We start from the raw sequence: 11,987 nt of genomic DNA, 5'->3' as shown, positions 1-11,987 counted from the left end.
AATGGAATTCAACGTAAAACTAGATAATAAAGAGTACCGCATACAACCAGTGGGAAATGGTAAGGTAACTTTTAAAGTGACTGATAGTAATGGTAGTTATAACATTAAATTAGATTCAGGAGGAGAGTGGATTTGCGACTGTTACCAATATGGAAAATATCCTATACCAGTGGAGGAAATAGGTAAAGAAATAGAAAAGCATTTTGAATAATTAATATGGAAATCGATTGTCTATTAACAAAAAAATAGACACTCCAATGTTTTATTTATTTTTTATTAAAACTGATACTCTTTTTTAATAAAAATTTGCGAACATCATAATTGTTGTTATTTTTGAGCCGCTCAACTAACCAAATATGATCTTAAAGCCCTTGCCGACCGGTGAGGGCTTTTTGCTTTAAAAGACTTCGGAATGTTAAAGATTGTTAAAAGGGCTTTTTTAAAAGCTCTTGTTTTTATCTTTATAGCGGTTTATAATTGGTTAGTTAAAGGTCTTCATTCTCCCCGTTTGAAGACCTTTTTTTATGAATTCATTATTAGTAGTCATTGGCCCTGAATACATCTGGCTTAGTTGGTCAGAGTCAGTAAGATCCACGCTAGCAGTGACGCAGGAAGAAAGTTTTCGGAGTACTCAAGTGATCGTGTAATAACAATAACTAAATTCTAGGACATAAAAAAAGCGGCACTGATGAGTAACCGCTTGTTTTCGTTTATTTGGATTTAATTATAATGCTTCTTCTTCTTTAACTCCGGCAATTGCCTCGTCCACTAAAATACGGCCGCAATGTTCACACACAATTACTTTTTTGTGCTGACGGATATCCAACTGACGCTGCGGTGGAATTTGATTGAAACATCCGGAGCAAGAATCACGCTGAATTGTTACAACAGCTAATCCATTCTTCGCATTATTGCGAAGACGGTTATAAGCAACAAGCAAACGCTCTTCAATATCACTTTCAGCTTCTTTGGCCTTCGAACTTAAATCGTCTTCTTCTTTTTGAGTTTCAGACGTGATGTTATTCAACTCTGCTTTTTTAGCATCAAGATCTTTCTTTCTTTCTTCAAGATCTGCTAATGCTTTGTCGTATACCTGAGTTTTGTTAGTTATCTCGAAACCATGCTCCTTGATCTTCTTCTCACAGACCTGAATTTCCAGGCCCTGAATTTCAATTTCTTTAGAGATGGCATCGTATTCACGATTGTTTTTTACATCGTTAAGTTGTGTTTCGTATTTTTTAACGGCAGCCTGCGCATCACGAATCATGTTTTTACGTGTTACGATCGAATCTTCAAGATCGTCAAGCTCTGCTTTTATTTTATTTATACGGGTTTCAAGACCTGCAACTTCGTCTTCCAAATCAGATACTTCCATTGGAAGTTCTCCGCGAACTTGTCTTATCTTGTCAATTTTTGTATGGATGTTTTGAAGCTCGAACAGAGCTTTCAATTTTTGCTCGACAGTTTGTTCCATTAAATTAGATAATTTATGGGGTTTGTATTTACTTCTGTTAAATGGAGTGCAAAGTTAGAAAATTTTTTCTGAATAATTTCAAACAATAATTCCTGTGTAAACTGCTCACTTTCAAAATGTCCCACATCTGCAATTACAATTTTACTTTCTGCATCGAAGAACTCGTGATATTTGTAATCCGCCGTTATAAACACGTCAGCTCCTTCAGAAATAGCTTTGTTAAGTAAAAAACTGCCTGATCCTCCGCATACAGCTACCTTTTTTACTCTTCTACCAAGTAGGGCTGTATGTCTGATAACTTTCGTTTTAAGATTTTCTTTAACATGCTTTAGAAATGCCAGTTCATCCATATCTTCTTCTAACACTCCTATCATTCCCGCACCAATATCCTGGTACGAATTAGCCAAAGGATATATATCATAGGCAACCTCTTCATAGGGATGAGCACGGAATAGTGCGGAGAGGACTGGTTTTTCAAATACCTCGGGAAAAATGGTTTCAAGTTTGACCTCAGGCTCATGATGTTGGATCCCTTTATCGCCCACAAAAGCATTTGTATTTTCTCCAGCTTTAAACGTTCCAAAACCTTCTGAATTGAAGCTGCATTCTGAATAGTTTCCTATGTTTCCTGCACCTGCCTGGAACAGGGCCTCACGTACTCTATCAGCCTCTTTTAGAGGACAGAATGTTACCAGCTTCTTTAATATTCCTTTTTTAGGTGATAGGATCGTTGTTTTCGATAAACCTAGTTTAGAACATATCTTAGCATTAACACCACCAGAAATATGGTCCAGATTTGTATGAATAGCGTAAATAGCAATATTATTACGAATTGCCTTGATAACTACCCTTTCTATGTACGTTCTATTATTAAACTTCTTTAAACCTTTAAAGACGATAGGATGGTGCGAGATGATAAGATTACATCCCTTATTAATTGCATCATCTACTACAGCCTCTGTACAATCTAAAGATATTAAAGCTGCTGTTATATCTGTTTCCGGGTCTCCAACAATTAGCCCTGAATTATCATATTCTTCCTGATAACCAAGAGGAGCGAGGCTTTCAAGGTAGGAGGTAAGTTCAAGTAACTTCATTATTCTTCGTCTCTGTTCTTATCCTCAACACCATAGTTTTCCTGGTCATCATTCTCCAATATTTTTTTATACCAGGTAACTTTAGACCAGTATTGAACCATAAAAAAGATCTGACTGAATCCTATAACGGCCACCACAGGCGCGTAAGAAGATGGAACCTTCATACCATTAATTTCTAACCCGAGAATGATGAAAGAAATAAGTCCCAGTGCAGCATATAAAAGTCCGGGAGTTAGTGCTGGATTAGCTTCTTCTTCAAAGTTACGGCTCTTTAATTCATTAGCTATCGATCTAGACATACCTATTACCACAAAAAAGCTAAGTATACTTTCCAGTATGATAAGCGACCAAACTAACCAAGGTTGAACGGTCCGGTTTTCAGGCTCAATTAATTCAAGTGTTCTTACCTGAGTACGACAGAAAAGAACCATAATTACCAACTTGATAAGGGTGGCAATTAAAAAAGGAGTTAAAGCCTGAGGATTATTAATATATTCCATAATCCGCAAATGTAATAATTAGTTAAACCACCTGAACAAGCGGATTATAAGATTAATAAAAAGAGAAATAAGCAACAGAATTCATCAACAAATATCGCTAACCTACAAATTATGTTGCTTATTCATTAAAAGCAAAGAAATAACAAGAGTAGATAAAATGCCTATAACACCAGCTGCTCCAACTCTTCCCATATAATCCATTTGTAAATCCTGTGCTACATATGAAATATAAACCGCTGCAAAAAAGCAAGCTATCAACCCCCCAAAAACCATTATTTTAAAGCCTTCGAAGATTCCTTCGAAGAACTCCATCCGTCCTCCGTTTATGCGGTTCCTGAAATTCTTAATCCCTAAATATAAACCTGTAACAGGAATGATAATCGACAAGTATTCTAACCAGCTAGCCTTATCGGCACTTGGGTAAGAGTTTTCATACACACCCGCCAGATGCAGAATAAAGATCCAAACACCACTGATTACCCCAATAATAGAACCATATTTAAATGCGTTTTTCATAACAACAAATTTTAAATCATCATTGGTCGATAAATTTCTAACAGATGAGTTAAGGAATTTGTTCCTTTTATCTTCCGTACAGATATAACAATTTACATTTGATTTAATTTAATGAAGTTAAATGATGTAAAACAAAAGCAGCTGGAGAGTATTTTCATAATAGCTTAACCACAGCTTGTATATTTGTTTCAGAATTTTGTATTGTGAACGTAAGGGATATTTTAGATCTATATAAAAATGACCGAAAGGTCGAAAGCCTTGCTTCTGCTCTTAACGCAAGCAAAGGCCCCCGGGTACATGTAAAAGGTTTAGTTGGATCAAGTGATGCAGTAGTAGCTTCTACCTTCTACTTCCTTCAGCATAGTCACATGGTATTTGTACTTCCCGACAGGGAAGAGGCAGCCTATTTTCTTAGCGACCTGGAAAATCTGATGGATAAAGAAATACTTCTTTTCCCTTCTTCATATAGGAAACCTTTTGATTTCACTCAGCCTGATCCGGGTAATGTGTTACAAAGAGCAGAGGTGCTTAATGAGTTGATCCATGCTACAGAATTTGGAAAGCTTATCGTTACTTACCCTGAAGCCATTGCAGAAAGGGTAATTAACAGAGATTCTCTTGAAAAAAACACGCTGGAGATTTCGACCGGAAATAAGTTAAATATTGATTTTATAAATGAATTTTTAATTGAATACGACTTCGAAAGAGTTGACTTTGTTTACGAACCCGGACAATTTTCAATACGGGGAGGAATTGTGGATATTTTTTCTTTCTCTCATGATCACCCTTACAGAATTGAATTTTTTGGCGATCATATTGAAAGTATCAGGACATTCAATGTAGAAGAGCAATTAAGTATTGAAACTGTTAGAAGTATTACAATAGTGCCTAACGTTCAATCTAAATTTTTAACTGAACATAATATCTCCTTGCTGGAATACATTGATAAGGACACTTCCATCTGGTTTAAAGATGTTCAATTTACCCTTGATATTCTGCAAGACGGCTACAAGAAAGCAAACGAGCTCTGGAAAGCTCTCTCTGCCTCAGACAAGCAGCAGAACCCAGAATGGATCGATCCAAAGTTCAATTTCACGGACGAGAAGTTACTGGCAGATCAATTAAGAGATTTTGCCATAGTAGAATTTGGCAAACAGTTTTTCTATCAGGCTACAGAAATTATACAATTTGAAATTAAGCCTCAACCCTCTTTCAACAAAGATTTTAACCTACTGATACACAATATTAAACAAAACGAATCTGAAAAAATAAGCAACTTCATATTCACTGATTCAGTGAAACAGGCAGAACGCTTGTACACTATTTTTGATGATATTGACAAGACTGTAAAGTTTACTCCGATTCACTTATCCCTTCGTGAAGGTTTTCTTGATTATGAGCAAAAGATAGCCTGTTATACTGATCATCAGATATTTGATCGTTACTATAAATATAAGCTCAAGAAAGGTTATTCACGCTCTCAGTCTATTACCCTAAAGGAATTGAGGGAATTAAAGCCAGGTGATTACATCACCCATATAGATCATGGTATCGGAAAGTATGCAGGACTCGAAAAAGTAGAGGTCAACGGTAAAACCCAGGAGATGATTCGCTTGATATATGCGGATAACGACCTGCTTTACGTGAATATTAATTCATTGAACAGGATCTCTAAATATTCAGGAAAGGAAGGGACTATTCCCCGAATGAATAAACTTGGAACTGATACATGGGAAAAGCTTAAAAAAACAACTAAAAAAAAAGTTAAAGACATAGCAAGGGATCTGATCAAGCTTTATGCTGTTCGAAAGGCCCAAACTGGTAATGCCTTTCATCCTGATACCTATTTGCAGGCCGAGCTAGAGGCTTCATTTATTTACGAAGACACACCAGATCAGGAAAAGGCTACAGCGGATGTGAAAAAAGATATGGAATCGCCTCACCCCATGGACCGTCTTGTTTGCGGAGACGTGGGTTTTGGGAAAACAGAAATCGCAGTTCGTGCAGCATTTAAGGCAGTTGCTGATAGTAAGCAAGTTGCTATCCTGGTTCCAACTACAATCCTTGCCCTACAACACTTCAAAACATTCAATTCTCGTTTAAAAGATTTCCCTTGCAATATCGATTATGTTAATCGTTTTAAAACAAGCAAACAGATTAAGGAAACGCTTCAGAAATTAGCTGACGGAAAAATTGATATTATCATAGGTACTCATAGAATTGTAAGCAAAGATGTTAAATTTAAAGATCTGGGTCTGCTTATTATTGATGAAGAGCAAAAGTTTGGAGTTAGTGTGAAGGAGAAACTTAAACAGTTCCGTGCTAATGTCGATACCTTAACTTTGACAGCAACACCTATTCCAAGAACATTACATTTTTCATTAATGGGAGCAAGAGATTTGTCTATCATCTCAACTCCTCCCCCTAATCGTCAGCCCGTGGTAACGGAACTGCATGTATTTAATGAGAAGCTTATTAAAGAGTCTGTTGAGTTTGAACTTGCTAGAAATGGACAAATATTTTTCATTCATAACCGCGTTCAGGATCTTGCTCAACTAGGAGGATTAATTAAGAAGCTTGTTCCAAAGGCTCGGGTTGGAATCGCCCATGGGCAATTAGAGGGAGATGAATTAGAAGATGTAATGCTTAAGTTTATCAATGCGGAATATGATGTGCTGGTTGCAACTACAATTATTGAGGCAGGACTTGACATTCCAAATGCAAATACTATCCTGATAAATCATGCACACATGTTTGGTTTGAGTGATTTGCACCAAATGCGGGGAAGGGTAGGAAGATCAAATAAAAAAGCGTTTTGCTATCTTCTGAGTCCTCCAATATCAACCCTTACTCCTGAAGCCAGAAAACGTTTAAGTGCGATTGAGGAGTTCTCTGACCTGGGAAGTGGTTTTAACGTTGCGATGCGGGACCTGGATATACGCGGAAGTGGAAATTTATTAGGTGCAGAACAAAGCGGATTTATAGCAGAAATAGGGTTTGAAATGTATCATAAAATTCTGGACGAGGCAATACAGGAACTAAAAGATGATGAGTTCAAGGATTTGTTTAAAGACGAAAAGCCTCGCCCAATTGTGTCTTTTACTCAAATCGACACTGATTTGGAAGTTTTGATCCCGGATAGTTATGTTACTAATATTACGGAACGTTATAACCTTTATACCGATATTTCAAAGCTTGAAGATGAAGAGCAACTGGATAAATTTGCCCAGCAATTACAAGACAGATTTGGACCTCTTCCAAAACAGGTACGTGAACTTTTAAATACCTTAAAACTTCAATGGCTTTCTAAGGCAATCGGATTTGAGAAAGTTACCTTCAAAAAGAACTCTTTGAAAGGATATTTCGTTTCTGACCAACAGTCTTCATACTTTGAGAGTGAAGCTTTTGGAAGAGTGCTTCAGTTTGTAAAAGAACATCCAAGAAGATGTAATTTAAAAGAAGTAAAATCAACTTTACGAATAGCTTTCGAAGATATCAGAAGTCTGGATGAAGCTATTTCTATACTTGAAGAACTTTCAGGAGGAGTAATGGTATAAATAAATGGGTTAAGTATATCTTAACCCATTTATTATTTAGATTATTGACCTGTTTGAAATGTTATAGGCAGGTTGGCGTTAGTTCTAACCGTACTTCCTTTTAGCACTCCGGGCTTCCATTTCGGGGAGTTACGAACTAGTCTTACAGCTTCTTCATCACATCCACCGCCAATTCCCTTAGTAACTTTTATATCACTTAGAGAACCATCCTTTTCCACTACGAAAGCTACAATTACTTTACCCTGTATATTGGCCTGACGAGCAGTAACGGGATATTTGATGTTGGACGATACATATTTTATCAACTCTTTCTGCCCCCCATTGAATTCAGGTTGAACGTCTACCTCATTGGTATTAAATACTTTATTCTCATTATTCACAGCAGCGGGAGGTTCTGTAATAGCTCCCTGTTGAGGACTTACAGCGCCCACGGGAGCCAAATCCATACTATCAGGTTGGATAGGATGAACTTCTTCGTTCTTAACATCAACATCTCTTAAAGAAACAATCTTACCATCCGCATCAATCACAAATTCATATTGAACGTGGGCAGAGTAAAGATCACGGGTTGACGGCCTGAAATAGTTTTCCTTAACCCAGTGGGTGGTTACTATCCTATCTCCCTGGCGTTCGAACTTTAAAGAGGATACGATCCATATCCTTTTCAAGTTCTCCATATCCTTGCGACGCTGCCAATACAGATCTTTGAGCCTGCTGTAGGTTAAGTTATGGTAGTTATAAAAAGTTTCAGTTATACTGGCGAAGTAGCTTGGAGGATCAAAATAACCTCGTTTCTCATCATAATAATATGCTTCGATGAATTTAACAAGTGAGGACCTTACTTCCTCGTCACTCATTGAAGAACTCTCGTCAAGGATACTTGAATCTCCGTCTTCTTTTACATCTTCCGTTTTATTAGCTTCTTCCTTTCCCCTGAATAGCTTTAACGGCTCGTCGACAAAAAAAGTCAGATAACCCATTATCAAAATAATGACACCTAAAATAACGCCCATATATAGTAGGGACCGGTCTTTTTGAATCAATGATTGCTCTTCTATTTGCTCTTCAGTTTTTTCCGGAGTATTGGTCATTATTTAATCAAAAAGAAAGGGTAAAATATAAATATACAAAAACAAGAGGTGCTGCAAATAATAATCCGTCGAAACGGTCTAGTAAACCACCATGACCGGGAAGAATAGAACCTGAATCTTTCTTTCCAACACTGCGTTTAAGCATTGATTCAACCAGGTCGCCAAAAGTTCCGCCAACCACAATTAGTAGTGACATTATAGCCCAGTGAATTGTAGGTATTTCAATATACTGAGTACTTAAAATAAACGCAACTAATAAACTGGTGAAAAGCCCACCAAAAAAACCTTCCCAGGACTTCTTAGGCGAATGCCTTTCAAATAATTTACTCTTGCCAAGTTTAACTCCAAATAGATAAGCACCTGTATCGCTAGCCCATAGCAATAGCATGAAACCTAGTGGAAGATGAAAGTTATAAGTTCCATCTAAAAATGCTAATGCTGAAAAAAAAGCAAAAGGCATTATTAGATAAGTTACTCCAAAATAAGTATAGGCAAGGTTATGAAATGGCCTTTCTGATTTTTTATAAAGTTCTGCTATACAGGTTATAATAGCAATCGGAGCACTTATGAGGATATACCCTAATCCCTCACGTGTAAGTAAGTAAACAAGAACAGGAATAAATGTAGCAGCTGCTAAAATTATTCCCAAAAACCTCTGAGGTTTTACATCATCAGATTGCACCAGACCATAGAACTCATTAACACATAATAAGCTCAATACCAGAAAAAAAAGGACAAAAGTTTTTTCTCCGGTTAATACAGATGCCAGCATCACTAATACAAAGAAGAATCCTGTTATAGCCCTTGTCTTCATAGTTCGTTTTTAATAATTATTTCTAAAGCCTCCTGGAAATTGTTCGGATGAACGTAAATCTCCACCTCTCCAATTTTATATGGAAAGCCTTGTTTGTCTAATAACACTGCTTCGATTTCATGTTCAACCAATATTTGTCTTACTAATTCTGATTTATAAAAATCATTCGAAGTATAAATCTTTATCCAATCATTCCTCATCTAATATATATTTCTGTCAAAGCCAGATTTTTCAATAAAAGGATTTTTCAAACCTTTTTAAACATCGGTGCCGGTTTGATTGCCAATCGATTTTTTTTCAAGCTGACTTTTAAAAAGAGCTAGTAATCCTACCCCTACAATAAAACTTAAGATAGCGACGTATAGGGGATAACTATTTTGCTCATCTATTTTATCTAAAGACTCCCCGTTTTTTTGCAAAATGAAGGCCCCGATTACGGCAGTACCGTTATTAATAGAATGTGCAATCATGGGAATTACCAAATTTTTACCCCAATGAAAAAGGTAACCAAACAAGGCGCCTAATAACATTCTAGGAATGAACCCGTAAAATTGAACATGAATAGCGCTAAAGATTACTGCAGCCAGCCAGATGCCAAGATGATAATTTTTTGTCCACTTTGATAAGATCTTTTGAAGACACCCTCTGAATAGTAGTTCTTCACCGATACCAGGGATGATAGCAATTATTAAAAGATTAATTAACAAATCAGAAGGCGATTTCATTATCAGGAATTGCCGGGTCAAAACTGCCATCTCATCTTCCTTCTGCCTCATCCAGATCTCTAGATCACTCAAGAACCCTGGTAATTTCATTTTAGAATTTTGAACTATTGTCCATTCTATAAATGGAGTAAATGAGAAGAAAATAACAACCGCTGAGATGAGAATTAAAAGATCGGTTCTCTTATTTAAATTCAGATACTCGAAAGAATCCTTGCTTTCCTGCTTTGCAAATACAAAAGCTGGTACAATGAAGGTGCCTATAGATGAGAATAGTTGAACTAGTTTAAGGGCATTTATATTGCTTCCAACTCCTTTATTAATATTAAGAATATCGCCAAATCCAAAAATTACTCCGCAAGCTATTATACCCAGCACAGTAAATATTATCATTCCTAAAGCTACCCATAGAAACAGGCCTAATAAAGAAACAAAAGGATGACGAGTACTTGAAGTGCTTTCAGCTATCATCAGGTAATTATTTGTAATTTTGCGAATTAGACAAATTTAATACGAGGATTAAGTATTGATTCTGGCAAGAATCAATATCAAACTCAATTATAAAATCAGGCAAAGATAGTAGTTTAAAAATAGCCCATGTCCGTAAAAATTGGAAATATAGATTTAGGTGAATTCCCATTATTGTTGGCTCCAATGGAAGATGTAAGTGATCCACCTTTTAGGTTTGTGTGTAAGCAGAACGGAGTGGATATGATGTATACCGAATTCATCTCTTCTGAAGGATTGATCAGAGATGCAGCAAAAAGTATACAAAAGCTTGACATCTTTGAATACGAGCGGCCTATTGGAATTCAAATATTTGGAAGTAACATAGAAACTATGAGGATTGCGACGGAGATAGCTACTAAAGCTGATCCTGATCTGATTGATATTAATTATGGCTGTCCCGTAAAAAATGTTGCTTGCAGAGGTGCGGGTGCAAGTTTACTACAAGATATTGATAAAATGGTGAAGATGACAAAAGCTGTAGTTGAGTCTACTCATCTTCCTGTTACTGTAAAAACCCGACTTGGCTGGGACGATAATACAAAAAATGTGTATGAGGTAGCAGAGAGGCTGCAGGATGTAGGGATTAAAGCACTTACAATCCATGGACGTACCCGATCTCAAATGTATAAAGGACAAGCAGACTGGACTTTAATAAGAGAAATAAAACGAAATCCTCGTATCGGAATTCCCATTTTCGGTAATGGGGATGTTGATTCTGTGGAGAAAGCTGCAAACTGGCGCCTGGAGTATGAAATAGACGGGATTATGATTGGTCGCGCCTCCATAGGGTACCCATGGATATTCAGAGAAATTAAACATTTTTTCAAAACCGGAGAAATTCTTCAGGGTCCATCCTTAGCTGAGAGAGTAGAAGTTTGCAGAACTCACCTGGAGAAATCAATTACCTGGAAGGGACAAAAAACAGGGATATTTGAAATGAGGAGGCATTACTCTAATTATTTCAAAGGCATTCCAAACTTTAAAGAATATAGAATGCGATTAGTTTCTGCAGATACATTAGAACTTATTGAAGAAATACTTGAGGAAATAAAAAACAAGTTCGAAACAGAGATGGCTTGATTTTTGAATAACCATAAATATCAAATTAAGAAAACGTTATGGTAACACACATTACTGAAGGCGTAAAGGTATCAGTAGAAACGATCTATCAGCCCGAATATTCAAACCCGGCAAACGATCATTACATGTTTGCCTACAAAATTAGCATTGAAAATCTTACCGATTATAGTGTACAGCTAATGCGAAGACATTGGTATATATTTGATTCAAATGGTGCTCACAGGGAGGTAGAAGGAGAGGGAGTGGTAGGGCAGCAGCCGGTAATAGATCCTGGTACGTTTCATGAATACGTTTCGGGTTGTAATCTGAAAACGGACATGGGAAGTATGAAAGGCACCTATGAAATGAAACGTCTTGTCGATGACGAACCATTTGAAGTTAAAATTCCAGAGTTCTTTATGGTAGCTCCATACAAATTAAACTAGGGGAGTAAGGAACTTTTCTATTGATACTTTGAGATATAAAAAAGCCCGCTAATTAGCGGGCTTTTCTTTTAATATGTCTCGTCCTGAAAAAAGTTGACTAATACAAAGTCAACATATGAGTTATCAGGTAATTAAACAAAAAAGAGAAAGCTCGTCGAAAAAGTACAGCGAAGTATTTAAGCGGATGGTTGTTGAGGAATT

The 11,987-nt window shown here is 36.7% G+C and carries 12 protein-coding genes; 4 read left to right on the top strand and 8 right to left on the bottom strand.

Going from position 1 to position 11,987, the window contains the following annotated elements; translation table 11 throughout:
- Position 1 precedes the first annotated feature (1 nt).
- Positions 2 to 211, top strand: coding sequence for a hypothetical protein (locus tag J4N24_RS24345; protein ID WP_207536347.1), 210 nt, complete (start codon positions 2 to 4; stop codon positions 209 to 211).
- A gap of 513 nt (positions 212 to 724) precedes the next feature.
- On the opposite strand, the gene J4N24_RS24340 is transcribed toward J4N24_RS24345, so the two are convergent.
- The 4 genes from J4N24_RS24340 to J4N24_RS24325 all read right to left on the bottom strand — a co-directional run bounded on the left by J4N24_RS24340 (position 725) and on the right by J4N24_RS24325 (position 3,587).
- Entirely contained in the window at positions 725 to 1,474 is a 750-nt protein-coding gene (locus J4N24_RS24340) for a zinc ribbon domain-containing protein (protein ID WP_207536346.1), read from the bottom strand.
- The gene (locus J4N24_RS24335; RefSeq protein WP_207536345.1) at positions 1,474 to 2,571 is read right to left on the bottom strand and encodes a Nif3-like dinuclear metal center hexameric protein; all 1,098 of its coding nucleotides are present in this window, start codon (positions 2,569 to 2,571) and stop codon (positions 1,474 to 1,476) included. Before J4N24_RS24335 ends, J4N24_RS24340 begins: the two co-directional genes overlap by 1 nt.
- Complete coding sequence (locus tag J4N24_RS24330) at positions 2,571 to 3,071, bottom strand: hypothetical protein (protein ID WP_207536344.1); 501 nt, start codon at positions 3,069 to 3,071, stop codon at positions 2,571 to 2,573. Before J4N24_RS24330 ends, J4N24_RS24335 begins: the two co-directional genes overlap by 1 nt.
- Positions 3,072 to 3,173: 102 nt before the next feature.
- On the bottom strand, positions 3,174 to 3,587 hold the full coding sequence (locus J4N24_RS24325) for a DUF4199 domain-containing protein (RefSeq protein ID WP_207536343.1): 414 nt from the start codon (positions 3,585 to 3,587) through the stop codon (positions 3,174 to 3,176).
- A 203-nt stretch (positions 3,588 to 3,790) separates the two neighbouring features.
- On the opposite strand from J4N24_RS24325, the gene mfd reads away from it, so the two are divergent.
- Positions 3,791 to 7,144 carry a transcription-repair coupling factor gene (gene mfd / locus J4N24_RS24320; protein WP_207536342.1) on the top strand — a complete coding sequence of 1,118 codons (3,354 nt, stop codon included), beginning with the start codon at positions 3,791 to 3,793 and terminating at the stop codon, positions 7,142 to 7,144.
- A gap of 41 nt (positions 7,145 to 7,185) precedes the next feature.
- Here mfd and J4N24_RS24315 read toward each other — a convergent pair whose 3' ends face one another.
- The 4 genes from J4N24_RS24315 to J4N24_RS24300 are packed head-to-tail and all read right to left on the bottom strand — an operon-like array spanning position 7,186 to position 10,242.
- On the bottom strand, positions 7,186 to 8,235 hold the full coding sequence (locus J4N24_RS24315) for an energy transducer TonB (protein ID WP_207536341.1): 1,050 nt from the start codon (positions 8,233 to 8,235) through the stop codon (positions 7,186 to 7,188).
- Between the two features lie 7 nt (positions 8,236 to 8,242).
- The gene (locus J4N24_RS24310; RefSeq protein ID WP_207536340.1) at positions 8,243 to 9,049 is read right to left on the bottom strand and encodes a phosphatidate cytidylyltransferase; all 807 of its coding nucleotides are present in this window, start codon (positions 9,047 to 9,049) and stop codon (positions 8,243 to 8,245) included.
- On the bottom strand, positions 9,046 to 9,249 hold the full coding sequence (locus tag J4N24_RS24305; RefSeq protein ID WP_207536339.1) for a putative signal transducing protein: 204 nt from the start codon (positions 9,247 to 9,249) through the stop codon (positions 9,046 to 9,048). Before J4N24_RS24305 ends, J4N24_RS24310 begins: the two co-directional genes overlap by 4 nt.
- Positions 9,250 to 9,306: 57 nt before the next feature.
- Positions 9,307 to 10,242, bottom strand: coding sequence for a CPBP family intramembrane glutamic endopeptidase (locus J4N24_RS24300; protein WP_207536338.1), 936 nt, complete (start codon positions 10,240 to 10,242; stop codon positions 9,307 to 9,309).
- A 126-nt stretch (positions 10,243 to 10,368) separates the two neighbouring features.
- On the opposite strand from J4N24_RS24300, the gene dusB reads away from it, so the two are divergent.
- Positions 10,369 to 11,361 carry a tRNA dihydrouridine synthase DusB gene (gene dusB / locus J4N24_RS24295; RefSeq protein ID WP_207536337.1) on the top strand — a complete coding sequence of 331 codons (993 nt, stop codon included), beginning with the start codon at positions 10,369 to 10,371 and terminating at the stop codon, positions 11,359 to 11,361.
- A gap of 38 nt (positions 11,362 to 11,399) precedes the next feature.
- Positions 11,400 to 11,786, top strand: coding sequence for a Co2+/Mg2+ efflux facilitator ApaG/CorD (gene apaG, locus J4N24_RS24290; RefSeq protein ID WP_207536336.1), 387 nt, complete (start codon positions 11,400 to 11,402; stop codon positions 11,784 to 11,786).
- Positions 11,787 to 11,987: the final 201 nt, after the last annotated feature.

Origin of the sequence: Desertivirga arenae (assembly GCF_017355785.1) — a bacterium.
Lineage (GTDB): Bacteria > Bacteroidota > Bacteroidia > Sphingobacteriales > Sphingobacteriaceae > Desertivirga > Desertivirga arenae.
The sequence above is the reverse complement of the archived record's forward strand: the minus strand, read 5'-3'. Positions and strand labels throughout refer to the sequence as shown.

Bases quoted from the DNA above. Each gene is read 5' to 3' on its own strand.
- J4N24_RS24315 (WP_207536341.1), bottom strand. From the start codon at position 8,235: ATGACCAATACTCCGGAAAAAACTGAAGAGCAAATAGAAGAGCAATCA.
- J4N24_RS24310 (WP_207536340.1), bottom strand. From the start codon at position 9,049: ATGAAGACAAGGGCTATAACAGGATTCTTCTTTGTATTAGTGATGCTG.
- J4N24_RS24345 (WP_207536347.1), top strand. From the start codon at position 2: ATGGAATTCAACGTAAAACTAGATAATAAAGAGTACCGCATACAACCA.
- J4N24_RS24300 (WP_207536338.1), bottom strand. From the start codon at position 10,242: ATGATAGCTGAAAGCACTTCAAGTACTCGTCATCCTTTTGTTTCTTTA.
- J4N24_RS24305 (WP_207536339.1), bottom strand. From the start codon at position 9,249: ATGAGGAATGATTGGATAAAGATTTATACTTCGAATGATTTTTATAAA.
- J4N24_RS24335 (WP_207536345.1), bottom strand. From the start codon at position 2,571: ATGAAGTTACTTGAACTTACCTCCTACCTTGAAAGCCTCGCTCCTCTT.
- J4N24_RS24340 (WP_207536346.1), bottom strand. From the start codon at position 1,474: ATGGAACAAACTGTCGAGCAAAAATTGAAAGCTCTGTTCGAGCTTCAA.
- apaG (WP_207536336.1), top strand. From the start codon at position 11,400: ATGGTAACACACATTACTGAAGGCGTAAAGGTATCAGTAGAAACGATC.
- J4N24_RS24330 (WP_207536344.1), bottom strand. From the start codon at position 3,071: ATGGAATATATTAATAATCCTCAGGCTTTAACTCCTTTTTTAATTGCC.
- J4N24_RS24325 (WP_207536343.1), bottom strand. From the start codon at position 3,587: ATGAAAAACGCATTTAAATATGGTTCTATTATTGGGGTAATCAGTGGT.
- dusB (WP_207536337.1), top strand. From the start codon at position 10,369: ATGTCCGTAAAAATTGGAAATATAGATTTAGGTGAATTCCCATTATTG.